Here is a 24602-nt window from a genome sequence, read left to right on the forward strand (position 1 = left end):
GGGCGCCCGTCGAATGGAACAACTCGGGCTCGGATCTTCTTCTTAACTGGCGACGAAGCCACCTCGTCCTCGATCGGTTCGCCGACTTCGAGTTCGTCTTCCCGCTCGCCGCTCTTCGTGCTCACCGCGTCGTTCATTGCGCACCTGATTCTCGGTGTCGGTCGGCGAAACGGGCATCGTCCGGAATTTAGTTCACGGATTCGGCAATGCGCGAGTTTGCTGGCCGGAGGGAACCGGCATCCGTTTGATGACAACACCCTCTCCCGACCTTAATTCACGAGACCCCCAGATGGACCGCACCGTTCCCAGCTTGTCGTCGTTTGCCAGAGGGCTGACTACCGAGACCGCGTTCGATGTGCTTGCAGTCGCCCGTAAGCTGATGACCAGCGGGAAGGACGTGATTGCTCTGCAAATCGGTGATTCGCCGTTCCCAACGACCGCGAGCGCACTGAAAGCCGCGCACGCGGCCATCGACGCCGGCCTCACGCGCTACTGCCCTTCGGCGGGCCTGCCCGAGTTTCGCGAAACCATCGCGGCGACCGTGAAAAAGGAATTCGGGGTGCCGGCGACCGCGGATAACGTGGTGGTCGGTCCGGGTGCGAAAGTGTTTGAGACGTACTTCTGCGAAGCGTTCCTCGAACCGGGCGACGCGGTCCTCGTGTTCCAGCCGGCGTTCCCGACGTTCGAGCCTAACATCATCCGTCGGGGTGCGAAGCCGGTCTACGTTCCACTCAAGCAAGAGAATCAGTTTCGCCCGGACCTCGGCGCGATTGAGAAGTTCGTCAAGAGCGAGCCCCGCGCCCGTGCCCTCTTCCTCAACTTCCCCCACAACCCGACCGGGGGCGTGGCGACCGCGGACGACCTGAAGACCATCGCGAACATCGTCCGCGGTACCAACATCGCGGTCTTCTCCGACGAGCCGTACTGCCACATGGTGTGGAACACCGCGGGTCCGTCGGTTCTGGGTAAGCACCACAGCATCCTTGCGGAGCCCGGAATGCTGGAGCAGTGCGTGGGGGCGTATACGTTTTCGAAGAGCTACAGCATGAGCGGGTGGCGGTGTGGGTACATGGTGACCTCGGCCGCCACGGCTCAAGTGGTCAGCAAGATGATCAACACGTCGCTCTCGTGTGTGCCGCCGATCGTGCAGATGGCCGGAAAGGCCGCGCTGGAACACGACGCCGCTGAGCGTGACGACGTGATGGTCAAGTTCCATGCGAAGGTGGTGCTACTGGTCAACGAGCTTCGCAAACTACCTGACGTGACGGTGCTAATGCCCGAAGGGACGTTCTATGTGTTCCCGAACGTGAAACCGATCTGCGACCGGCTCGGGATCACCTCACACGGGTTGGCGATGTATCTTCTTGAAGGGGCGGACGACAAGCGCGGCGTCGCGTGCCTCGGCGGAGAGTGCTTCGGCGCGGCGGGCCAGGGCTTCTTGCGGTTCTCTTGTGCCGAGCCTGATGAGCGGCTCGTTCAGGCGGTGCAGTTCTTCGCCGACGCGATCACCCGCACCGAGCGCGTGAAGGCGTATCTGGAAGCAAACCCCAAGTACCGCGCGAAGTAAGCCGTTCAGCTCTTCCCGAGAACGACATTCGCTTCGTGCTGGGCCGCAGAGGCAGCGGCGGTGTTCGTAGCCGGTTCGCCCGCCGGCACCGAACCTTCGGGTCCTTGAAGAATCGACGCCGGTGCTTGCGGACCGTTTCGCAGTTCGCGCCGGCGCAGCAGCCGGTAGTACATGTAAAGCCCGTAGCACATCACCGCAATGGCCCCGATCGTCAGCGCTGTACTTTGGTAGCGGTGAATCAGCGTGAGTAACCACGCGCCGAAGAAGAAGAACGCGCCAACGCCGACCACGGCGTACACCAGATCCGCGATCAGGAACTTTACGAACGAGTACCGCGTCGCTCCTGCAATTAGGAAGACGCCCGTTCGGACCGGGGGCAAGAATCGCGCGAGGATCAGTAACTTCATCCCGTGCTGGGAGAAGTGCCCCTCGATTCGCTGACGACGCTCGCTACTGAGCACTTTCTGAACCCACCGGTACTCGAAGAGGCGCGGTCCCCACTTCCAGCCGACGCCGTACAGCACGCAATCCGCCGCGAGGATGCCCAAGCCACATGCGGCCCAAGCGAACGGCCACAACACTTCCGGGTGTAGCGCGTTCACGCTTGCGGCGTACAGAATGCCAGCCTCTTCCGGTGCCGGCGGTAGTCCCACGCCGGTCAGAAACAGCCAAAGGAAAATTGAGGCATACCAGTACAGCGCATCGGTCATCGGCCGGCTCCGCTGAAGGGGGTCGGTTCGCAACCGTAAGGAATGCACTTCCTGTTCCAACGTCTTCCGCAATCGCTCTGGACTTGATTCAGGGAAGTTCGGTAATGTCCGCCGTCCGCACAACCCGCGAGGTGATTCATGAGACCCGACCGGACGCCGACACCCGACGCCATGCTCCGGGCCGAGTGGCGCATGAAGCTCGTCGGGGAGCTGCGCGAACTGTTCGCCGGTCAACGGGTGTTCGTCGCCAGCGAGCTGTTCTGGTACCCGACCGAAGACGATTTGGCGACGCACCGGGCGCCGGATGTGCTCATTGTGTTCGACCGTGCGCCGGTGTTCCGCGATGCGTACCGGCAGTGGGAAGAAGACGGGCTGGCGCCGCACGTCGTCTTTGAGCTGCGCTCGCCGAACGACACCCGGGCGGACATGGCAGAAAAGCAACGCTTCTACGACCGGTATGGCGTGGAAGAATACTACCTGCTCGATCCGCACGGCGGTTCGGGTATCGGTTGGGTCCGCAACGAGGGCCGGTTCGAGTTGGTTTACCCGCTCGGGGGTTACGCCAGCCCGCGCCTGGGCGTGCGGTTCGAGGAGGGCCACGGCGAGTTGACGCTGTTCACACCGGACGGCCGCGAGTTCCGCACGCGCGAACAGCGGGTCGGCGAAATGCAGGAAGAGTTGCGTCAAACCACGCTGGCGTTCGAGAGCGAACGGGAGCGCGCGCTCAACGCCCTCCGCTGGCTGTCGGAAGAGCGCGGCCGTGCCGAGGAGGCCCGCGCCGCACGCGACGCGCTCGCGGCGAAGTTGCGCGAGCTGGGGATCGATCCGGACGACTTACTTCGCCCCGCGGCCTAGCGATCCGTTCTCGCCCTTTCGGTCGTAATCATTCGGCGCAAATCAGCGAGAACTTCGCCCAACACTTCCATTGCAATTGCAAGTGTCGAGTACGCGTAGCCGGTCCTCACGAACTTCAAGTCTGCCTGCGTCTGAGCCTGCTTCAGCACTACGAAGAACACTACCGGCAAGAGCGCCCGGGCTACATCGCGCTTCTTGCCGGCGTGCTTTTCCGTCGGATCGGTGAGCCACATGATCAGCGACTTGGTCACCCGCGGCCAGCGGTCGTGAGCGACACACCAACGCAAGGCGTACCCCGTATTCGGGTCACCGTTCTCCTCCAGGTAGTCGGCCAGCGCGAGTTTCAGCGTGTCGTCCGGGTTCGCGCGCAACTCGGCCCAGAGCGGATGCGATTCGGGCTTCGGTGTCACTTGCGGCTTCCAGTGAGATCACTTCACGCTCTTCCGGCGGACCAGTTCCTTCATCACGTCTTCCAGTCCGCGGGTGTTAAACACATCGTCTTTCGTCAGCCACCCGCGCCGGGCGACCTGAACCCCGAAGGTGTACAGTCCCAGTTCCCACGGGCTGTGAGCGTCCGGGTTGATGACGATCGGGACGCCCATCGCTCGGGCCTGCTTCACGTACTTCCAGTCGAGGTCCAGGCGTGACGGCTGCGCGTTGATCTCGATCATCTTTCCGAACGTGGCCGCGGTCTTGATGACCTCGTCCAGGTTGATCTTGTACCCCTCACGCTTCAGGAGCAGGCGGCCGGTCGCGTGCCCCAGCATCGTCACTGCCGGGTGTGAAAGGGCCTTGCACACGCGGGCGGTCATGTCGGCCTCGGGCATGTTGAACAGCGAGTGAACGCTGGCGACCACGTAATCGAACCCCGCGAGCAGTTCGTCGCTGTAGTCGAGCGACCCGTCTTCGAGGATGTCGACCTCGCTCCCTTTGATGATGCGAACGCCGCTGAGCTGTGCGTTGAGCCGATCGATCTCGGCCCACTGCTTCCGCACCGCACCGGGCGGTAGCCCGCGCGCGATCGTGAGCGACTGCGAGTGGTCCGCGACCCCGAAGTATTCCCAGCCCAGCTTCTTACACGCGAGGGCCATTTCCTCGAGCGAAGCCATGCCGTCGCTGTACGTGGTGTGGTTGTGGAACACGCCACGGATGTCGCGATCGGCGACAAGCGCCGGCAGTTTCTTGACCTCGCCGGCTTCGATCTCGCCCGTGTCCTCGCGCAGTTCGGGTTCGATGTAAGGGAGGCCCAGCGCCGCGAAGATGTCCTCTTCGGTTTTGCAGGGCACCGAGCGCGAGCCGTTCGCCAGCGCGTACTCGTTGAGCGTCAGGCCGCGATCGATGGCCCGCTGGCGCATCCGAATGTTGTGCTCCTTGCTCCCGGTGAAGTAGTGGAGCGCGAACGGAAATTGGTCGTCTTCGACCACGCGGAGGTCGGCCTGCATGGTCACCTTCGTACCGTGGACATGGAGCGCCGCGAGCACGCTCGATTTCGTCGGCCCCTGTCCGAGCACCTGGAGCACTTCGGGCAGCTTCACGAACCGGTCCATGATGGGCTGTGCGTCGGCGCTGCTCACGAGGATGTCGAGGTCCGCAACGGTCTCCTTCCGGCGTCTGAGGCTGCCGCACAGTTCGGAGCGGATGACGCCCGGGAACTCGCGAATCTGCTCGAGGAGCGCGGTGCCGAGCGGCAACGCGTAATCGATTCGGACGCGGTGCCCGACCTGATCGCGGAACCGGATGCCTTCGAGAATCTTGTCCTGCGTCTTCGCGCCAAAGCCCTTCTGCTTCGCCACCTCGCCGCTCTCGCAAGCGGCCTTCAGCTTCTCGATGCTGTCGATTCCCAGGAGGTCGTGAAGCGCCTTCACCTTCTTCGGGCCGAGACCCGGGAGCCGGAGCAGTTCAACCATCCCGGCGGGAATCGTAGCGCGGAGGTCTTCGAGGTACGGGAGCTTGCCGGTGGTCACCAGCGTGGTGATCTTGAGCGACAGCGCTTCGCCGATCCCGCGAACCGCGCCGAGCTTGCCGTCCGCAACCAGTTGCTTGAGGTCGCCGGGGAGTTGCTGAACGACGCGGGCGGCGTTGTGGTAGGCGTTAGTACGGAACGCGTTCTCGCCCTTGAGTTCGAGCAGGGTTCCGATCTCGTCGAGCGCGTCGGCGACTTCGTCTTTGGACATGTCCGTTTCCTCACCTCAGTGGTGGTGTGAGGATACCAGATACCCGGAGCGGCGTGGATGTGCGGAGGAGCGGAGGGGCAGATCGGCTACACCGCCGTCCAAACAAGTACCGTGAGGAACCCAGCACCGAACCAGAAAAACAACCCGAACGTCGCCAAAACGCCCGTCCACGGCGTCGGCCGTAGCGGGTGACTCAAACTGAGCAGAAGCCCGCACCAGCCGAAGAGTTCCACGCCGGCCAACGAAGGCGAATCGGACAGGGTCGCGTACATCGGCCCTGTCATGAACACCACCCACACGCGAACACGGTCAACCGGGCCACAAGCACTCGGCAGCTCGCACACGCAAAACAACGCCGCCAGGGCGCCGGCAACGACAAACAGTGACCCAATAACAGCAAAGCGTTTCATCGCGTTCCCCGAACTGATGCTGCCATTGATGTGCTGAACGCACCTGTCACGGTGCCGGGGGTGGTCCGGCGCACGCGCTCCAGAATACTCCTGGGTCTACCTCGCGCGCGAAAACACGAACGCTCCCGTCGCTCATTGCGGTCGGCATTCCGGTGCGATGCGGCGTTCCGGGCAGGCGTGGGTCGCAGGGCTGCCCGGAACGCAAGAACTGAATCGGAGCCGGGAAGTCGGCGGATTGCGGAACGCCGTCGGCGCGGCCGATGCGGAACTGGCCGCCGGTGGCCGGAGCAATTTGGCCCGTCGATTGAAGCCCAGGCGGGTCAGTTGGGGTGAGCGCAGCGAACGCCGGCATGTTCGGGCTGTAGAACCCGACACCCCACAGGTTGTGAATCACTTCGCCGTTTGCCGTGTGGCACGCTTGCGGGCGCTCGGCAAACAGGATTGCAGGCGCCGGCCATTCTTCGAGTGACTTCACGCTGGACTTCTTGCCCCACGCGAGCAAACCGTTCGCGGCATAGTTCCCGGTCGCGTAGTAGCCTGTTGATCCGTCGGTCAGCGTCACCGGAATGTCGCGCTGTCCCTGCGGCGCCGGGTCGGCGGGATCGAGGAAAACGCTCCAGGCCTGATTCGCGTCGCCACCGTTTTGAGACAATTTTCTCCAAACTTACCAGTGAAGGGAAAAGAGACCGACGAAGCGGCATGATACCGTTCCGCGCTTGAGTGCGGAGGAGCATACATTCGCGTCCATGCTTGGAGGGTTGTGCGAACACGGACATCAGTCCGGCATCTGCATCGACGAGAGGTGGAAGTTGGGCGTTGACACCGTCGTAGTTGAACACCCCAAGCGCGAGTTGCCGGAGGTTGTTCTGGCACGATGTCCGCGCCGCCGCCTCTCGCACACGGGCGAGAAGCGACACTACTAACGCACCGAACACAGCGCACATCAGCAGCGCGACTACGAACTCGATCCGCGAGAGGGCGTTCCGGCGCATTCCGAGTCCTCGATGTGTGGCCCCGAAACGAAGCGGTCCCGGTTCGCACGCACTGAAGCGTAACGAACCGGGACCGCCTTCACCAGCACTTCAACAGCCAACGGCTTACGCAGCGATCTTCAGCCCGTGTGTCGGGGCGAACGACGCGGCCCGCTTCCGGGACGGGCTGTGCAGCATGATCTCCAAGCCGTTCACGATCCGGTCCGGCCCGCGGCCGTCGAACGTGTTGCGGGCGCACCGCGTCATCCCCTTCCGCTCCATCGGGTCGTCGTGGAGCAGGTCCACCGCCTCTTGAAGTTGCTCGAAGGTCACGTTCGTCGCCGCGCCGAGGTAGGTGGCAACGCCGTCCTCGTCGAGCTTCTTGGCCGTACCCGCCTGCTGCTTCGTCTGGCTCAGGATGAGTTGCGGGATGCCGACCACACACAGTTCCGGCGACCAGACGTCGCCGCTCGTCAGCGCGAAGTGAGCCCGCACCAGGCGTGTCATCAGCTCCTTCGTCTCGGTGACGACTTCCATCTTCCCGTTGCTGTCGTCCGCGAGGGCCAGCAGTTCGTCGTAGCGCGAGTGGTGAGTGCGGGCCGTCACCGTGACCTTCGCGACCTTCGGCATCTGAAGGAGTTGCTGTACCCGGGTCAGTGCCTCGCCCGCCGCGTCGTCATCGCCCATCGCCACGAGTGCGCGGAACGGCATCGGCGGCTCCGTCGCACGGATCGTGCGCTGCCGGCGAAACACCCCGCGGCAGAGGGCGTAGCGGTGGCCCACCAGGAGCTGACATCCGGGCTCCATCCGGAACGCCTTACGTCCGGGGTGCAGGAGCGGGTTCACGACCAGATCGGCCGGGAACCGCATGTCCGCGGACGAGTCGAACGCCATCACCAGCGCGCCGGTCTTCTTCAGCTCACGAAGGTAGTCGGCGTCGTAGCCGTCGCCCGCCACCACCACCGCCGCGGCGTTCATCTTGCGCACCTGGGCGATGGTAGCCGCCAGGTCGCCGTCGGAACCGAGCGGCTGCTCGGCAGGGATCCAGTCGTTGTTCCCACGGTTGACGACGGTCGCGAGCGAGAGCGGATCGAGGTAGCTGAGGAAGTGGGTGCCACGGCGGCGGCGCTGGAGGGCCGCGGCGAGCGACAGGCACTGATAGAACGGCTCCCACCCGCGGGCCGAGGTGCCGTCGCAGCGAAACAGAATCGGGCCACGAGTCGCATCCATGCGCAACGCTCCTAAACAACCGTCGGTAGTAACGAGCGCGAATCGTTCACGGTCCGCGTGCGGGCGTTCCTGCCCGCGGTCCGCGGAGTGAGTCGTCCACGCGATCCGGTTGGTGTGGAGTGTGCCGACCCCTGCTCGGGCGACGCCTGAGGCGCCACACCGCACGCGCGTCACCCGCGCTCGCAGAGGGTCGATCTCAACACCTCTTCTCCGGCGGGATCAGTTGCTGATCCCGTAACGAGTCCGCTCAGGGTTCCGGTCCTGAGCGGGCTCGTGCTCGGCCTTCGGGTTCCGGTCCGTTGGCCTAGCGGGGCGGATGGTAGTCCGGTTTTCTCGCAACCGACAAGGCCACTTTCTTCACGGCCGCGCAGAATCGAATCTCGCTGCGTTTCAGGCTGAAAAGCAGCGTGCAGACACGCGCCGTTGCACGTGTTTGCACGGCCGGTTCAGTTGCATCGACGGGGAAGACTTTACCGCCTGTAACGATCAATCTGACCAGTCATGGCACGCGACAAAACGATCGCCAAGGCGGTCACACTTGCTGGACGCTCCAACGCGGATCGATGTTCCACGTGGAACGTCGGCAGCTGTCAGAATGTGCCGATCACAACGGTCGATCCGATCTGGCGCCATTTGCCGCCTGGGGCGGCACCAGCGAATGTTCCACGTGGAACATCAGCCCGGCGCCCATCTGCTCAAATGCGACGGTTGGACCTGAAAGAACCGGCGACCTGACTTGTTGCCGAATGGAGGAAACGCTCTCATGTCAGCCGACGTTCCTCATGGATCGCTCCCGGCCCACGACTTGATGCTTCAGCCGTATGGTCTGTTGCCCGATGGGTCCGCTTTCGTGGCGATTCCGCTTGCCACCGCACGAACTTGGCTCCGAAAGCCGCGCCCGAATAGTATCGCTTCACCCTCCGGCTCCCACGCGCCAGCGGAGCACGATCTCGCGGTCGGTCCAGTTCCACTTCCCACCGCGACGGAGGTTGCTATGAACCCGCCCGATTTAACCCTCACGGGAGTTCAACGCATGGAAGCGACCGTCAAAGCTCCTCCCCGCCTCGCCCGCGGCCTCAACGCCCTCCTCGGCGACATCTCGGCGCCAAGCTCCGACGCCCCGGTCGCGAAGCTGCCGGTCGGGAAGATCGCGTTCAACCCGTACCAGCCGCGCAAGCAGTTCGACGACGAAGAGCTGGCGTCACTCGCGGCCAGCATCAAAACGCACGGCGTCCTTCAGCCGCTGGTGGTGCGGGCCACCGGCGAAGAGTACCAGCTCATCGCGGGCGAGCGGCGGCTACGGGCCGCCCGCAGCGCCGGGCTCGCCGAGGTGCCGGTTCACGTCGTCCACTTCGAGGACCAACAGGTCTTCGAGGCGGCGCTCGTGGAGAACATCCAGCGCACCGACCTAAACCCGCTGGAAAAGGCCCAGGGGTTCAAGGAGTACATGGACAAGTTCAAGATGACCCAGGACCAGCTCGCCGGGCGCCTGGGCCTCGATCGCACCACGGTCACGAACCTGCTCGGCCTGCTGAACCTGCACCCGGACGTGCAGGCCGCCGTTCGCAACGGGCAGCTCACGATGGGTCACGCCAAGGTGCTGAAGGGCGTCACGGACCTGGAGCAGCAGCTCGCGTTCGCGAAGGACGCGATCATGAAGAACTATTCGGTTCACGCCCTTGAGTTGCTGGTCAAGCAGCACAAGCTCGCCGCCGCGGGCACCGAACTGGCGGCCGCAGCGCCGGCCGAGAAAAAGGAACCGGCCGAGAAGACCGCCCACGTGAAGGGGCTCGAAGACGACCTCCGTCAGCGGCTGGCGGTGAAGATCGAGATCAAGGTGAAGGCCAAGGACAAGGGCCAAATCGTGATCGGGTTCGATTCCAACGACGACTTCGAGCGGATCATCCAGGCACTGCAAAAGTAATTGCCAGAGAGCCAAGAACGACGCTGAGGGGCAGGGCACCGAACTTGGTGCCCTGCCCCTCAGCGTTTGAACGACGCCCGCCGCACCCCGGCTACAGACGACAGCGCGAACCGCACCCTTCATCGCCGAACTGTTCCGTCACCGGTTGCACGGCAAAGCGACCCGCCCGGCTTCGAGCTTCTTCTCGCCTCACCGCTTTTCCCTCCTCCCTCCCGCTGCTCTTGCCTCACGCGCCGCGCATCGTCTAGGCTCTGGCGTCTCATTCCTCGGAGGCGGACCTATGCGGGCACGGACGTTCGCGCTCATGGCGTTACTGCTGGCTCTCCCCCTCGCCGCACACGGGCAGGACTTCAAGCCTTTCGCGTCCAGTGACGGGCGGTACAAGATCCAGTTCCCCGGCACCCCGAAGACGGCAACGACGGACGTGGCGTCCGGCAAGGACACCCTCAAGCTCACCATCGACTCCGTGGAACTCAAGGGCGACATCAGCTTCGCCGTCAGCCACATCGACGCGTCCGAAGAGGTTTCGAAGCGGCCCCCGGGGCCGCGACTCGAGAAGGTCCGCGACGCGGTCAAGGGTGAGAACGGGAAAGTGCTCGAAGACAAAGAGGTCACGCTCTCGCTCGGCGATGCGAAGTTCACGGGCCGGGATGTCGTGCTGGAAACCCCTAACGGGTTCCTCCGCAATAGAATGGTGATCGTCGAGCGGCGCCTGTACCAGGTGATGGTCCAGGGATCGAAGGAAGTGGTGACTTCCGAAACCGCGGACAAGTTCATTAACTCGTTCGAGCTGACCAAGTGATCCACCGCCGAACCAGTTTCCGCTGCGCCAGCGCGCTCGCGGCCCTCGCCCTGTCCGCCGTGCTCCTACAGGCCCAGCCCGCGGGGCAGCCGTACACCTCAACCGAGGGGCGGTACACGGCGAAGTTCCCGGGCACCCCGAAGGTCACAAACCAAACGGCCCGGAGCGCGCTGGGCGACCTGAAGATCAACGTCGCGACCTACGCGGCGAGCGACGCGAACGTGTACCTCGTGAGCTACACCGACTTCCCGGTCGCTGCGGCCAAGGCCGAGAACCGAAAGACCCTGTTCGACGGCGTGCGGGACGCGCTCAAGGCCAAAGGAACCGTGAGCGAAAAGGAAATCGAGTTCGGCCCTGACAAGTTGCCCGGTCGGGAAGTTACCGTAGACAGAGACAAGGACCAGCAGCGGATCAAGGTCCGCGCGGTCCTGCGCGACAACCGCCTGTACCAAGTGGCCGTCATCGGAACCGCCGAGTTCGTCGGCGGAAAAGACGCCGCCGCGTTCCTCGATTCGCTCGACCTGACCAAGTGACCTGGGAGCTCGCTATGAGCCTTAAAACGGTGTTGGCCGTGACCGTGCTGGTGTTAGGGGCCGGCGCGCTGACTGGACAGGACAAGAAGTTCGATTCCAAGGACGGGAAGTTCAGCGCCAAGTTCCCGCTCGAGCCGAAGGTGGTGCCGCAAAAGGCCGGCGGGCTCGACCTGTACATCACCATCGCGGAGAAGGACAAAGACAAAGACAAAGTCGGGTTCGCGGTGATCTACACCGACCTGCCGGCGGATGTGGTGAAAGGCAGCCCGGGGAAGAAACTGTTGGAAGGCGGCGAGAAGGGCCTCGTCGACAATTTCAAGGCGAAGATCGTTTCGTCCAGCGAGACGTCCTTCAAGGCGAACGGTAAGGACTACCCCGCTCGCGACCTGATCGCCGAAAAAGAATCGCTGACGCTCCGCGTCCGGATCATCATGGTCGACGCCCGGCTCTACCAAGTGTTCGTGATCGGGCCGAAAGAGCAAGCGACGGGCAAAGAGGCGGACGAGTTCCTGAAGTCGTTCGAGTTGGTGAAGTGACACCTTTGCCCTTTTTCGTATGACGGCGAACCGATAGCATGTGATTGCGGCGTTCGGGTTCGGAAGCCGCAATCGAACGGGGCGTAGCGCAGTCTGGCTAGCGCGCCTGCCTTGGGAGCAGGAGGTCGTGGGTTCAAATCCCGCCGCCCCGACTACGAAAGCGACTCGCGGCCGTGTTGCACCTCTGAGTAGGGGAACACGGCCGCGAGTCGCTTTCTGTTTCACTTTGACCGCCCGCGCTGTGGTACACTTCCCGCGCGATGACTCACACGCCACACTTTCTTCCACTCTTCCTCGCTGCGCTGGCGGTCCGCCTCGCGACGGTCCTTCTCGGCCTGGCACTCGCTGCGAGCCCACCCGACCCTTACGAACACAGCGCAACCCCGACCCGTACTCGCGACCTCTGTGCCCAAAGCTCCGCCCGCCTCATTGAACCGTGGTACCGGTTCGATGCCTGCTGGCTCGCGAACGTTGCTGACAACGGGTACGCGAACGCGGCCGACTCCGGCGGCCGGCTCGGTGTTGCGTTTTTCCCCGCAATGCCCGTTTGCATGGGAACAGCCCACGCGCTGGGTTTGAACCTTTTTTGGGCCGGTCTCATCGTCGCTAACGCAACGGGGGCGGCAGGGGCCGCCGTGTTCGCACAAGTTACGGCACGCCAACTCGGCTGCCGAACTGCGGGCTGGCGCGCCTTGGCGTTGCTGCTCGCGTTCCCAACCGCGCTCTTCTTTTCTGCCCCGTACAACGAATCGTTCGGGTTGCTCTTCACCGCGCTCGCTCTCGCTGCGTGGCAACGGAACTCCCCTTTCTGCGCGGGTCTCGCCGCGCTCGGCGGCTCGCTCGCTCGCATGACGGGCGGGGCACTTGCGGTCGCTGCCGTAGTCGATTGGGCGCTGAGCCGTGAGCGCTACGAACGCCCGCGTACCTTCGCCGTGGTGGTCGGTAGTCTCGGTGGGATCGCGCTGTTCTGGGGTGCGTTGTGGTGGGTCGTTGGAGATCCGTTCGCGGGGCTAAAGGCACAGGCCAAATGGGGCCGCCCGGAACTGTCTTGGAAGAACCCGTTCCGAACGCTGGAGTCGATCTACGATCCGGTGCTTCCGCACTGGGGTGAGGCAGTCGCGGCTCTCGGCGTCGCGGCTCTCGGCGTTCGTGCGTGGCACAAGCGAGGCGCGTTCTGGGGTGTGCTCGCTCTGATCCCGGTCGCCCAACTCTTTGTGTCCGGCTCGTTGCTCAGCGGGCACCGAATCGTTCTCGCGTCGTTGCCGGCCTGGATCGAACTGGCCGATCTACTCCGCAACCGACGACGAATTCTGCCCGTCACTGTCGCAGGATTTGCGTTCGTCCAATTTCTGCTGCTGAACCGATACGTCCACTGGCAGTTCGCGGGTTAGTCAGGGAAGTGCGTCAACTTTACTTAGCGCGCCGGTTGCAGCGCCAGCATTTCTGACGATTCGCCTCAATTTTCCTTGCATCACGCAAATCCCGCTCTAGATTTACGCCCCCTCACCGGCTTATGCTTTGTAAGAAGTGATGGACTCGGTTCCCAGCTACCCGAGTACGTGCGTGATGGATCGTCGATTCTTCATCAAAGCGGCCATTGCGTCACTCGCCCCCGGTGTGACCGCCGGGGCCGCTTACGGGCTGTTCGAATCCGGTTGGCTCCAAATCACTCGACACACGGTACCACTTCGGAACTTGCCAACGGAGTTCGAGGGCACAACGGTCGCGTTTCTTACCGACATCCACCACGGACCGTTCACCTCGCTCGAATACGTCCACACGATCGTCCGCACCGCACTCAGCCTCGAACCCGATCTGATCCTGCTCGGCGGCGACTATTCACTTAAGGACGGCAAATACATCGGCCCGTGCTTCGAGGCGCTCGCGGCGCTCAAAGCGCCGCTCGGCGTGTACGGTGTGCTGGGCAATCACGACTACTGGCACGGCCTCACCGAGACGCGAAACGGGTTCGCCGCCGCAGGCATCCACGAACTCACGAACCGCCACGTGTGGCTCGAACGTCGGGGCGCACGGGTTTGCCTCGCCGGGGTCGATGACAAGTGGATGGGCCAAGTCGATGTGAGGGCAGCTCTCGGCGACGCACGCGACACCGACGCAGTTCTGCTCCTGAGCCACAACCCCGACGTGGCGGAGAAGATGAAAGACACGCGCGTCGGGTTGATGCTGAGCGGACACACACACGGTGGGCAAGTGGTCTTCCCCACCGGCGAAGCGCCGTTCGTCCCGAGCCACTACGGCCAAAAGTACCTCAAGGGGTTCGTTCAGGCCCCCACGACGCAGGTGTACGTGTCGCGCGGGCTCGGCACCACGAGTGCGCCGCTCCGTGTCGGCAGCCGTCCCGAACTAACGCTCATCACCCTCGCTGCCGAAGCCCGTCGTGACCGAGCGTGAGAAAATCGACACCGCGGTCGAATACCTCCAAGGGCAGCAGATCGCAGCTCATACCGCAGCGCCTCTCCTCTGGCGTCTGTCTTGGCGCGCGGGATTTCTCATCGCACCTCCTCACTTCCTCGCGTTCCTGCCGGTCGCGTTTCTTACCGGCCTCCCGCTCGGAATCGGTCTGAACGCCGCAGTCATTGTCTTTCGTCTCTTGGTCGGAAAGCCGCTCGCGTGGCCGTTGCCTCTGGTGGGTGTGTCGGGTGCGATTCTGTTTGGGAGCCTGTCGGCGGTTTACTACCGCTGGTCCGCTTCGCGTCTCGGGTTACCCGAGTGGTCGGCCTTCCACGCCGATTTCGATGCGCCTGAAGAGTCCTGGTGACCGCCCCCGGTTCCGCTATACCACCACAAGCCCGCGAGTCGCGCGGGCGTCCCGCTCTATCTAAGGGGTGACCATGCGCACGCTGCTCGCGCTCACGTTGGTGGCCGCCGTCGTTGGACTCTCGACCGCCGCGGACGACAAGAAGGACCCGACGACCGGCAAGTGGGTCGTGGAGTTGGTGACCCGCGACGGCAAGGCCGTGGACGCACTCAAAGGCGCGGTCCGCGAGCACGCCGACGGCAAGTACACGCTAACGCCGGCAACAGGCTCGAAGGCCGCGCCGACCAGCGGCACCTACGTACTCGATCTGAGCAAGAACCCGGCCACGATTGACATGGTGGTGAAGGGCGGCACCTACGACGGGAAAACGCTCCACGGGATCGCGAAGCTCGAAGGGGACACGCTGACGGTCGCGTTCGGCGAACCGGGCAAGGAGCGCCCCACCAAATTTGAGAGCACCGCGGGCAGCGGAGTCGTGGTCGCGGTCCACAAGAAGGTGAAGTGACTGTTACACGAAGGCACGTCCGAGCATATCGAGTCCCTACGGTTGCGCTGAAGAGCGGTTCCGCAGGGACGTTTCATGTTCATGCTCTCAGCCACCGACCGCGTACTCGTCGTCACCGTATCGCACGAGAAGTTACGACCGCCGGTCCCGATCACAGGAAACGTCTGGGAAGATGACACACTCGTCGAATCGCCAATCGTGTACGGGTTCCACCTGAGCAGCAGAAGCATCACGACGGGTTATAGCAACCGCCTGGATGAGCCATCACCGTCGAGCGAGTCGAGCGAAAGGACATCGCAGTTGGCTGGGAAACATTCGATCACGCAGTCCAGATCTGCCCGGTCTGGATGTGCGCAATGCGGATCACCGGGCGCGTCGCACCGGCACGCAATTCGAACGTCAGCGGAAGCACCGAACTGGTCAGCACGGTGCCGTTCGCGGCATCGGCGGTTTCTACCAGCACCAGCTTCCCGCCCTGCAACTGGTAACGCTCAACGGCCCACGGATCGCGTTCGACGATGAGCAGCTCACGGGTGTTGATCTGCGCGTAGAAATCGAGTTTGAGCCGTGGGTTCTCCCCCGGGCTGGCAACCTCGACCGCCAAATCAGGCCCACCAACCCAGTGCGTGTCGCTATTCTTTGCTGAATTCGACGCAAGATAGACTGCCGCGTCCGGCTCGCGATAGTTGTCGGTCCAGCCCGCATCGCGATCGCTCACGTTACAACCGGGAAGAACAACATCACCAGCATCAAAGTCAACAGCGTGACTGAACGCGAGTGTGAAGCGCATCACAAGCAGTTGGTGCTCATTATTTGCGAGTGGGGCCATGACCAGGACTCCGTCCCAGACTTCGTCGCGGGGGTTGGGAAACAGGCGCTCGCGCTCGGCCCGAACGTGCTTCTCGTACACCGGATCGTAAATCACGACGGGCATATCTCGCCTCCGGAAACGGAGCGGGGAGGCATCAGCCTCCCCGCTCGCTGACACCATTATTACTTCTTCAACGGGTCCTTCAAGCTCGTCAGGAACTCGACCAGATCCCGCAGCTCGCGCCGGCTCAGCTTCTTGTGTAAATCGTCCGGCATCGCGCTCGGGCCGGTGCGCCGGCGCTGGATGTCCTCAACCGCGATCGTGCGCTCTTTGTTCTCCGCGGTGACGAGCTTGATCTCCTTTTTGTCCTCGCTCTTCACCACACCCGAGACGGTGGTGTCGTCGGCGAGCAACAAGATCACGGTGTCGTAGCCCTTTGCGATCTTCGCATTGGGAGCCACGACCGCTTCGAGCAGGTAGCGCCGGGTCTTCTCGGCGTCCGCTGCAAGACCGTTCAGTGCGGGGCCGACGTCGCCGCCCTGCCCGTCGAGCCGGTGGCACCGCTGGCAGTACACCGCAGAGTTGTTCAGGAACAGGCTCCGCCCTTTATCCGCATCGCCGCCTTCAAGCGCGTCGGCGTAAGCCGCGAGCTTGTCGCCCTTAGGATCATTCGCGAGCCGATTCTGGACGCGGCGGTAAGCTTCCACCTTTTCTTTCAACGGGACCGACAGCTTCAACTTCGGTGCGTTCGCGCGAGTCTCGGCGGCTTCGACTACGTCCAGCGCGAGCGCCCCGGGAACCTTGGCGTCATTCAGGCGATCGAGCCACAGACCGAGCAACTGGTCGGCGTCGTCGGACGTTTTCTGCGCGGCCAGAATTGCGAACGCCCCTTGCTTCTCGGCGACCGAGACGTTCGGGTTCTCAAGCAGCGCGGGTAGTTCCTTCAGAACCTCGGCGGGAGCGAGGCGCGCCTTCACGCTGCGCCCGGCGGCGCGGAGTCGCGGTTCGTCGCTCGCAAGGGCGAACGCTGCCAGGTCGCGGGCCTCGGTCGCCTTGAGTGCATCGACGGCGTAGAGCGCCTCCACTCGCGTCGGCAGCGGGCTCTTCACGTCCTTCACGATAGCGGCCATCGCGGGGCCGAACTCCTTCAAGTTCAGCTTCGCTGCCACCTGCGCCGCTTCGGACCGCACAACCGTGCTGCCCGCGAACACCGCGACGCCGGCCTTGAGCAGCGCCCCGGCCGCGATCTTGGTGTCACGCGGCGCGAGGTCGAGCGTCAGCCCGGTGATCGGATCGCGGCGCGGCGGCTTCGACCAGTCGCCGAGCAACTTCAGTGCGAACGCGCGAACGTAGTCCGGCTCACTCTGACGCGCGGCGAAGTTCGCGACGCGGGCGGCGCACTCGGGCGTCCCGACGAAGTAATTCGCAGCCAGGGCACGGAAGGCGATCGCATCCGGCCCGCTCTTTTCCACAAGCTTTGCAAGCGACGGAATAGCGCCCTCAATACGTTCGTCGTAGGCCGCGCGGGCCACTTCCGCGACAATCTTCGCGTCCGCGTCCGCCACGAACTCGGCAACCTTCTCGCTCTTGAGCTTGCGCAGGGCAAGGACCACACCCATGCGCACGGCGGGCACATCGTACTTCGCTTGATCCGTCTGCTTAGCCTGCTTCCACACGTTGACGAGATCAACCGGGTTAGTCGTAAGCTTCACCAACCCGATCACCGCGGCGTTGCGCAGATACGGGTCTTTGTCGTTGTTCGCGCGAAGCAGGTCGAACAGCGGGGTGAACGTGCTAAGTTCGCCGGTCGGGAGCACACTTAATTTCGGCCGGCTGATTTTCCCGAACGCGACCGCCGCAGCCGCTTTCACCCGGTCGTCAGGGTCCGTCAACAGAGCCTGCACCTTCGCGACGGACGGGCTCGACACTTTCCCGATCTGCTCGACCGCGGCCCGGCGCACCTCGCCGTCCGAGTCGCCCAGCGCCTCGACTAGTGACCGAACGGCCTCACTGCTCTTGTGGGAAATCTGCCCGAGACCCCAAACGGCATGCAACCGTGCGAGTCGATTCTTCCCGTCCTTGAGAACACCCTCGAACGACTTCAGCGCCTCTTCTGGTTTCCGCGCAGCCAACTCGAACTGAGCCTCCTGCCGGACTTGCTGGTGCGGGAACTCCAGCAGCTTCGCAAGTTCCGCAACGGTTTTCTTCTCGAACCCTTCCGCAAGCAGTTTCTGGGCCTGGGCCACCTGCGGGTTCTTCATCGCCTCGGCGTCTGTCACACGGAAGATGCGCCCGCGGTTCTGTGGCGCCCACCCGCCGACCCAGTCCGACCAGTAGAACGCGCCGTCCGGGCCGAACTCGCAGTCGGTCGGCACCATCCCGCGCAAGAACGGCTCCGGCTTTTGTACCTCGAAGCTCGCGCCCTTCGGCTTCACAGACACCGCCCAGATCACACTGCTACCCGCGCTGGACGTGAAGTCGCAGGCAAAGAAGTGATCCTTGTACTTGTCGTTCAGCCCGATGCCCGGGTAGTGCGTGATGCCGGCGGGTCCGTTACCGAAGTGCAACAGCGGCGGCACGATCCAGGCGGGTTGTCCCTCGTGCTGCGTGTGCCAGAGTTTCTCGGTGTTCCACGCACCACGGTTGCCCTGCGGCACTTCCGGAGTGTGGTACCCGGTGCTGTACTGGAACCCGCCGCGCCACCCGCTGTCGCCGCCCTCAACAATGTGGACCCACCGCGCGCGGTCGCCGCTGTCGCAGTTGTTGTCGTAAGTGAACAGGTTGCCGAAGTCGTCGAAGGCGACCTCCTGCGGGTTGCGCAGTCCGCTGTGAACCACTTCGAGGTTCGCGCCATCCGGGTCGCACCGCAGAACAGCACCCGTATTTGGGTACTCGAGCTTCTTTCCTTCCTTGGTGGTTACCATGAACCCGCGGTCGCCCACACTGAAGTACAGTTTGCCGTCCGGCCCCATGCGAAGGCCGTGAAGGTCGTGGCCGAGGAACTGCACCGTCGGACCGAAACCAGTGAACAGCGACTTCTTCTCGTCCGCCTTCCCGTCCCCGTTGGTGTCCTTCAACTGGTAAAGATCCGGGATGCAGGTGAAGTACACGCTCCCTTTGCGGGCGAGCACGCCGGCGGCGAGCCCGTCCTGCGGCCGGTTGTAGCCGCCGGAAAACACCTCGCTCTTATCCGCCGGACCGCGACCGTTGCTGGACCACACAACGCGCACTTGGTCGCTGTACTTCTCGTAACCCTTGTAGTTGTGCTTGTTGTACATCTTCAGCAGGTCATCAATGCTGCGGTTCGCGAGGTCCTCGTCCAGCCACTTCATGTGGCCGCGGGTGTCCGGAACTCCGTTCTCGAACCGTGTGGTCTCCGCAACGTAACACTTGCCTTTTTCGTCGAAGCAGAATGACACCGGGTTCGCCATCGTCGGCGCGGACGCCCACACCTCGACCTTCAGCCCCTTGTCGGCGGCCTTAACCTGCGCAACCGCGGCGTCATCATCGCCGGATGCCCCCTTCTTGCTGGGTTGAGTGCCGGCCCCTTCCGGCGGCACGGCGAGCGCGAACGCTGTCGCCGCAAACAACGGCAACGCGAGAAGGAAGCGAGGCATTAGGAGATGCTCCGTTGGCGGGAACCTGGCGATATGTTGAGGCTACCGCAGACGGGGAGAGGCGGCAACCGCACGGCTCGAGCGACATGAGCGCCGCAGAGAGCAATTAGCGCCAAGCGAAATGGTGTGAAAAACGCGGCAGGGGCGGAAACACGGCACTATCAGTGCGCCGCGTTTCCGCCCCCGTTGACTCACACGTTCGATCAGATCCAAGCAAAATGAGAAGGCAGAAGCTCCTCATTCGCCTCAAGGAGCTTTCGGCATCCCACCCGGCTTGACGGGGTCTTTCCCGCCCTTCGGCAAGGGAGCCATACCCCCGTAAGTCTTGTTGGGGTCGGACGTATCAACGGGACCGCTCGGAAGGGTCTTCCCCTCGCACCCGACAGCCGCCAACATCACACTAAAAACAAGGAGAGCAAAGGATTTCTTCATCGGAAGCCGGCCTCTGTTCAATTCAACTGGGAAAGGAGCGGGTCCGTTCCGACAAACGGCAACGAACCCGAGCGAAGTCAACACACCCAACAGACCGGGCCTTTCGCCTCCTCGTCCGAGGTGGCAAACACAGGCATCACTCGGTGACAACGGCGCCGTCACCGACACCGTTGACCGCCACCCAAATCGGCCAAGACATGCTGGTCGTGTAGGTGCCAACCGAACCGTCCGCGCGGGCCGCTTGAACCGAACTCCCGTGCATCGAATGAGCCCCGGGCCAGTCGCAGTTGATACCCCAGGCGGTCAAGTACGTCGGCGGGAAGCTGTACGGTGCGGTCAACCCGCTAACCCATTGCCCATCCACGCTCGGGGTGGCGGACCCGTCCGGCCCCATAAACGGAGGGAACTTGGAGGTTCCGGCATACCCCGTGAAGACGAACGCAGCCCGGTGTACCGCTTCGCTCCCGCGGGCACGGAGAATGCCACCGCCCTGCTTGTTGAACGGCCCGTTCTTGAAGCCGTAGCTCGTCACTTCCGCAATAGCCACAACGTTCGACGTGCCGTCGGTAACGTCAGCAAACTTAAAGGTCCGGTTGACCGTGAACAGCCCGGAGTAATCCCCCGTCTTACCGGTACCCGGGTCGAAAACCGCGGTCGACCACCAGTGGTAGCCCTCACTCCCGGCGTAGTTCGTGACGGCGATATTGTGCGTCTCGTCGGATTTGCCGTAGCCGGGATCCGACGGGCATCGCAACAACGACACGTCGGTCGATACGATGGCCTGCCCCCAGGCCGGGGCGTTAATGTTCGTCTGCTTGAACAAATTGTCTTGCTCAACATACGGGAGCAAGTAGGTCAGCCAGGTGTGGTGGTTGGGCGGCGCGTTCGACGCGGGCACCGGCTTGGCCATCGTGAGGACACCGGCCGCCGGGAACCGCCCGTTGGCATCGTGGAAGCTGTGCAGCGCCAGTCCGAGCTGCTTGAGGTTGTTGGAGCACTTCATGCGCGCGGCGGCCTCGCGCACCTTCTGGACGGCGGGCAGCAGCAGGCCGATCAGGATCGCGATGATTGCGATCACCACCAGCAGCTCGATCAGCGTGAACCCACGCTTCGGTCTGGGGAGAGAGAAAGCGGACATAAGCGCCTCGGGAGAAGGTGCCGCTCGGGAGTGACTGGAGTAATGAGCGGCAAGAACAATTGAAATGGACCCGTGCAATCAATTTCTAAACTCCGCCGACGAGCCGGTCAAGCGAAATCAAACGTTCCGCGCAGGACAATCTAAATGCCGCTCCAATCGAGCGGACCATCGACGAACCCGAAGCGCGGCGGCAACCGGCTGTTCGACAGCGAGACGCGGCAACAATCCGACAACAAATTGGCTTAACATGCACAGACGCGCCGACAATCCGGCGCGTCATGCGAGAGAAGTGAAACGAATCGGGTACCGGGTCCGAAGAAGCCAATCACGGTGCCGCAGTGCCGCGCAGCACGTCCAACATTTCGTTGAGCACGCTCTCCGTCTTCAACGCAGACTTTCGGGCAACCTCAAACAACTCCGCAAGTAATGCGCCATCGCCCTCGTGACCGGTCGTGGCCTGCGTCTCGGTCACAACACGCCGTTGGGCGTCGGTGACTTGAGCTAAATACGTCCGCGCGACCGGCGCGTCGCTTTCACCTTCGGTCCGCCCAGGGCTGCGACTGATGTGAACGTGGCCCGAACCGACTGCCACCCGAAACGACTCGTCCGAATGCGAGCGCCACTTCAGCTCACCCTTGGGCGTCTTGGCAATGACGGCTTGCAGCAACTCTTGAAGCTTCGGTTCCATCGGCATCCCAGTCATATAACCGACGACGCGCCCCGCCGGCTTTCAAACCGAGGGGGCGTACCACAACCTTTGCAAAGGCGGTTCTGGCGAGCACTTCGGTAGCGACCGTGCTAAGGCCCTTAGCGCCTTAATCCGCACAGCTCAGCGCGCTCGCACCAGCGCAATCCTAGTTCACGAAATGCCGCACTCGGGAGCACCCCTCAGAACTTCACAATCGTCGCCCGGGCGCTCTCCAAAAGCGAAGCGTCGTCGTTATCGTCGAGCGCGGCGAACCGCTCGCGGATGCGGCGGAACGCCAGCTTCAGGAAGTACTTTCCGGCAACCGGGTCCGCGTGGGGATCGGCCTCCACCGGGCCGTTCTCACCCGCTAGTCCGAGCAGGGAATCGAGCCGGGCCAGCACGCACGCGCTCACATAAAGATCAATGGCAATGTCTGCGATGCGCTCGTGAACCAGCTCCGACACCGCAAAGTTCTCCTCGGTCTTCGCGGCCATGAACACGTGCGGGAGCTTCAACCCGAACTCGCGCACGAGCCGGGCCAGCGTGTACGCGTCGTCCTTCAGTTCCGGTGCGGTCACCGGGACTTCCGGAGTGCCGGTCGTAAGCCACGGCGCCGCGAGTTGCCCGACCACCCCGAGCGACTGTCCCAACTTACGCAAGCTCCACCGACCGCCGAGCATGTCGTCTTGGAGCCCCTTCAGGTACACCCCCGGGCCGCGACACCCCACCACCGCAATGAACGCTTTCAGCACATCGTTGGCGCCTTCGCCGATGGTGTTGATGCGAGCGTCACGCATCCACCGCTCGACCGGCTGGTCGCAGAAATACCCCTTTCCGCCGTACACCTGGAGTGTGTCGTTCACGATCGTCCACAGGTGCTCCGTCGCGAACACCTTCAGGATGGCTGTCTCCAACATGTAGTCCGGCGCACCGCGGTCGATGAACGCCGCGCACTCGGCGGTCGCAGCCTCCATCGCAAAACAGTGCGCCGCCGCGAACGCGACCTTTTTCTGCACGAGCTGAAATTCTGCCAGCGATTGCTGGAACTGCACCCGCTTTTTGGCGTGCGTTGTCATCGCCTGAATGCAGGCCTTCGCGTGGCCGGTGCAGGTCGCGCCGAAGGTTACGCGGCCGTAATTCAGCACGGTCAAGGCCGCTTGGAGCCCGCGGCCGAGTTGACCGAGTACGTTCTCCTTTGGCACGCGCATGTTCGTGAACCGGATCTTACCGGTCGCGGTGCCACGAATGCCGCACTTCTCGGCTCGCGCCTCGACGACCTCAAAGCCCGGCATGTCGGGCGTCACCAGAAAGGCGCTAACCTTGCCTTTCGGGCTCGACGGGTCCGGGGTCCGGGCCATGACGGTGAGGACGTGAGCGATCCCCCCATTGGTGATGTAGTGCTTGGTCCCGTTCAGAACGTACGCCGAACCGTCCTCGGTCGGTGTCGCGGTGGTCTGAACGTTCCCGGCGTCCGATCCCGCTTCCGGTTCCGTCAGCGCGAAGGCACACAGTTTCGAGCCGTCGTACAGCCCCGGGAGCCAGCGCGCCTGCTGCTCCTTCGACCCGAACAGGCACAGCGCGCGCACACCGATCGAGTGGTGCGCGTTGACGAACACCGCGACGCTCGCGTCGTGCCCGCCCAGCACCTCCATCGTCTTCAGATATTGCTGCTGACCGAACCCCAGCCCGCCGTACTCGGCCGGGATGGTGAGCTTGTACAGGCCGAGGTCCGCTAACCCCTGAACAACGGTATCCGGAATGCGCGCCTCGCGGTCGATGCGCATGTGATCGATGTGCGACTCGGCGTAGACGCGCACCTTCGCGGCCATCTCGTCCGCCGCCGCCCGATGGTGGGGCGGGAGCACGGGGTACGGGTAAAGCAAACTCGCCTTGAACTTGCCAAAGAAGAGAGCCTTCGCAAACCCGACGTCCGGACCGGCAATGAGCTCTTCAACGTCCTTGCGTTGCTCAGCGATCTGCTGTGCGGTTAGGGCCATGTTTGAAACCCTCGTTCCGAAGGGCCTGGAGAGGTGGATCGTGCGATACGGTATTATACCGCCCGCCGGGTCAAGAAATCGTTGCCGCGCTGCGACCGGAAGTGGCGGCCGATTTCGCCCGAACGAAAACGGCACGCGCGGCCAGCCCGCGACGCGCCCGCACACCTTCCGACACCTCGCCGCCCACCAAAACCACCTACAATACTCCCGCGAATCGGTACGGTTCGCCCTCCCCGGAGCCGCCGCTTGAGCAAGATCAGCCGACACACGCCCCCGCCCGACGACGCCGACGAGGCGCCGCGCAGCTCCAACGCCATCACGCCGCTGAAAGTCGATCACGCCCGGCTCCGCAGCGCGGTGCGCGAGATCCTGCTCGCCGTCGGCGAGGACCCGGACCGTGAGGGGCTGCTCGAAACCCCGGACCGCGTGGCCCGGATGTACGCCGAGGTGTTCGCGGGGCTGCAAACCGACCCCGCGGTCTACCTCCAGAAAACGTTCACGCAGAAGCACGACGAGATGGTGCTGGTCAAAGACATCGAATTCGCGTCGTGCTGCGAACACCACCTGCTGCCGTTCTTCGGGAAGGCCCACATCGCCTACCTCCCCAACGGCCAGATCGTCGGCCTCTCGAAACTCGCCCGCGTGGTGGACGCCGTCGCGCGGCGCCCGCAGGTTCAGGAGCGCATGACCGAGAACATTGCCGACCTTGTGATGACGCACCTGAAGGCCCGCGGCGTGGGCGTGGTGATCGAGGCGAGCCACTCGTGCATGACCATTCGCGGGGTGCGGAAGCCCGGCGCGATGACCATCACCAGCTCGATGCGCGGCGGGTTCCTCGACAGCCCTGCCACCCGCGCGGAAATGATGTCACTGGTGTTCGGCGGGAAATAGCGAGCCGGCCCCCCAGCAGTGGGCAGCCCTCC

At 63.6% G+C, this 24602-nt stretch carries 22 protein-coding genes, 1 tRNA gene and 1 pseudogene; 12 read left to right on the forward strand and 12 right to left on the reverse strand.

The genetic code is table 11. The features are described 5' to 3' along the window. The first annotated feature begins 289 nt into the window (after nt 1–289). The gene (locus tag R5W23_RS09380) at nt 290–1567 is read left to right on the forward strand and encodes a pyridoxal phosphate-dependent aminotransferase (RefSeq protein ID WP_320686108.1); all 1278 of its coding nucleotides are present in this window, start codon (nt 290–292) and stop codon (nt 1565–1567) included. Nucleotides 1568–1572: 5 nt separating this feature from the next. Here the strand turns inward: R5W23_RS09380 and R5W23_RS09385 are convergent, their stop codons facing one another. Continuing rightward, nucleotides 1573–2277 carry a DedA family protein gene (locus R5W23_RS09385; RefSeq protein WP_320686109.1) on the reverse strand — a complete coding sequence of 235 codons (705 nt, stop codon included), beginning with the start codon at nt 2275–2277 and terminating at the stop codon, nt 1573–1575. A gap of 138 nt (nt 2278–2415) precedes the next feature. Between R5W23_RS09385 and R5W23_RS09390 the strand changes: the two genes are divergently transcribed. Further along, on the forward strand, nt 2416–3132 hold the full coding sequence (locus R5W23_RS09390; protein ID WP_320686110.1) for a Uma2 family endonuclease: 717 nt from the start codon (nt 2416–2418) through the stop codon (nt 3130–3132). On the opposite strand, the gene R5W23_RS09395 is transcribed toward R5W23_RS09390, so the two are convergent. The 6 genes and pseudogenes from R5W23_RS09395 to R5W23_RS09415 form a co-directional block, all read right to left on the reverse strand. Beyond that, a complete protein-coding gene (locus R5W23_RS09395; protein WP_320686111.1) occupies nt 3129–3542 on the reverse strand; it encodes a hypothetical protein in 414 nt (137 codons plus the stop codon). The genes R5W23_RS09390 and R5W23_RS09395 overlap by 4 nt on opposite strands. Nucleotides 3543–3560: 18 nt before the next feature. Next, nucleotides 3561–5306 carry a DNA polymerase/3'-5' exonuclease PolX gene (gene polX / locus R5W23_RS09400; protein ID WP_320686112.1) on the reverse strand — a complete coding sequence of 582 codons (1746 nt, stop codon included), beginning with the start codon at nt 5304–5306 and terminating at the stop codon, nt 3561–3563. Nucleotides 5307–5392: 86 nt separating this feature from the next. Continuing rightward, the gene (locus tag R5W23_RS09405) at nt 5393–5716 is read right to left on the reverse strand and encodes a hypothetical protein (RefSeq protein WP_320686113.1); all 324 of its coding nucleotides are present in this window, start codon (nt 5714–5716) and stop codon (nt 5393–5395) included. A gap of 46 nt (nt 5717–5762) precedes the next feature. After that, complete coding sequence (locus tag R5W23_RS09410; protein ID WP_320686114.1) at nt 5763–6368, reverse strand: hypothetical protein; 606 nt, start codon at nt 6366–6368, stop codon at nt 5763–5765. 160 nt (nt 6369–6528) lie between these two features. Further along, nucleotides 6529–6708: pseudogene (locus tag R5W23_RS32610) on the reverse strand (DUF1559 family PulG-like putative transporter); the annotation flags it as partial. 105 nt (nt 6709–6813) lie between these two features. Further along, nucleotides 6814–7917 (reverse strand): PseG/SpsG family protein, encoded by a 1104-nt coding sequence (locus R5W23_RS09415; RefSeq protein ID WP_320686115.1) that lies wholly within the window; start codon nt 7915–7917, stop codon nt 6814–6816. Nucleotides 7918–8950: 1033 nt separating this feature from the next. On the opposite strand from R5W23_RS09415, the gene R5W23_RS09420 reads away from it, so the two are divergent. The 9 genes from R5W23_RS09420 (at nt 8951) to R5W23_RS09460 (ending at nt 14996) form a co-directional block, all read left to right on the forward strand. Beyond that, nucleotides 8951–9841 carry a ParB/RepB/Spo0J family partition protein gene (locus tag R5W23_RS09420; protein WP_261186924.1) on the forward strand — a complete coding sequence of 297 codons (891 nt, stop codon included), beginning with the start codon at nt 8951–8953 and terminating at the stop codon, nt 9839–9841. 280 nt (nt 9842–10121) lie between these two features. Further along, on the forward strand, nt 10122–10643 hold the full coding sequence (locus R5W23_RS09425) for a hypothetical protein (protein WP_261186925.1): 522 nt from the start codon (nt 10122–10124) through the stop codon (nt 10641–10643). Beyond that, entirely contained in the window at nt 10640–11176 is a 537-nt protein-coding gene (locus R5W23_RS09430) for a hypothetical protein (protein ID WP_261186926.1), read from the forward strand. The genes R5W23_RS09425 and R5W23_RS09430 overlap by 4 nt, the downstream gene beginning before the upstream one ends. Before the next feature lie 14 nt (nt 11177–11190). Beyond that, nucleotides 11191–11712, forward strand: a complete 522-nt coding sequence (locus tag R5W23_RS09435; protein WP_261186927.1) for a hypothetical protein — start codon at nt 11191–11193, stop codon at nt 11710–11712. A 77-nt stretch (nt 11713–11789) separates the two neighbouring features. Continuing rightward, nucleotides 11790–11864, forward strand: a tRNA-Pro gene (locus R5W23_RS09440). Nucleotides 11865–12410: 546 nt separating this feature from the next. Further along, the gene (locus R5W23_RS09445; protein ID WP_320686116.1) at nt 12411–13103 is read left to right on the forward strand and encodes a hypothetical protein; all 693 of its coding nucleotides are present in this window, start codon (nt 12411–12413) and stop codon (nt 13101–13103) included. Nucleotides 13104–13278: 175 nt separating this feature from the next. Further along, nucleotides 13279–14124: a metallophosphoesterase gene (locus R5W23_RS09450; protein WP_320686117.1), complete on the forward strand. Its 846-nt coding sequence runs from the start codon at nt 13279–13281 to the stop codon at nt 14122–14124. Beyond that, entirely contained in the window at nt 14111–14491 is a 381-nt protein-coding gene (locus R5W23_RS09455; RefSeq protein ID WP_320686118.1) for a DUF6404 family protein, read from the forward strand. Before R5W23_RS09450 ends, R5W23_RS09455 begins: the two co-directional genes overlap by 14 nt. Before the next feature lie 73 nt (nt 14492–14564). After that, nucleotides 14565–14996: a TIGR03067 domain-containing protein gene (locus R5W23_RS09460; protein ID WP_320686119.1), complete on the forward strand. Its 432-nt coding sequence runs from the start codon at nt 14565–14567 to the stop codon at nt 14994–14996. A 319-nt stretch (nt 14997–15315) separates the two neighbouring features. Here the strand turns inward: R5W23_RS09460 and R5W23_RS09465 are convergent, their stop codons facing one another. From R5W23_RS09465 to R5W23_RS09485, 5 genes are all read right to left on the reverse strand, one after another. After that, nucleotides 15316–15930, reverse strand: coding sequence for a Uma2 family endonuclease (locus R5W23_RS09465; protein WP_320686120.1), 615 nt, complete (start codon nt 15928–15930; stop codon nt 15316–15318). 59 nt (nt 15931–15989) lie between these two features. Continuing rightward, nucleotides 15990–19424 carry a PVC-type heme-binding CxxCH protein gene (locus R5W23_RS09470; RefSeq protein ID WP_320686121.1) on the reverse strand — a complete coding sequence of 1145 codons (3435 nt, stop codon included), beginning with the start codon at nt 19422–19424 and terminating at the stop codon, nt 15990–15992. Nucleotides 19425–19992: 568 nt separating this feature from the next. Beyond that, complete coding sequence (locus tag R5W23_RS09475) at nt 19993–20994, reverse strand: DUF1559 domain-containing protein (RefSeq protein WP_320686122.1); 1002 nt, start codon at nt 20992–20994, stop codon at nt 19993–19995. A 325-nt stretch (nt 20995–21319) separates the two neighbouring features. Then, nucleotides 21320–21682, reverse strand: a complete 363-nt coding sequence (locus tag R5W23_RS09480; RefSeq protein ID WP_261189189.1) for a hypothetical protein — start codon at nt 21680–21682, stop codon at nt 21320–21322. A gap of 200 nt (nt 21683–21882) precedes the next feature. Then, a complete protein-coding gene (locus tag R5W23_RS09485) occupies nt 21883–23679 on the reverse strand; it encodes an acyl-CoA dehydrogenase family protein (RefSeq protein ID WP_320686123.1) in 1797 nt (598 codons plus the stop codon). A 246-nt stretch (nt 23680–23925) separates the two neighbouring features. Here R5W23_RS09485 and folE point away from each other — a divergent pair, with 246 nt between their 5' ends. Further along, nucleotides 23926–24570, forward strand: a complete 645-nt coding sequence (gene folE, locus R5W23_RS09490) for a GTP cyclohydrolase I FolE (RefSeq protein ID WP_261189191.1) — start codon at nt 23926–23928, stop codon at nt 24568–24570. Nucleotides 24571–24602 lie beyond the last annotated feature (32 nt).

This window comes from Gemmata algarum (assembly GCF_034097035.1).
Classification (GTDB): Bacteria; Planctomycetota; Planctomycetia; order Gemmatales; family Gemmataceae; genus Gemmata; species Gemmata algarum.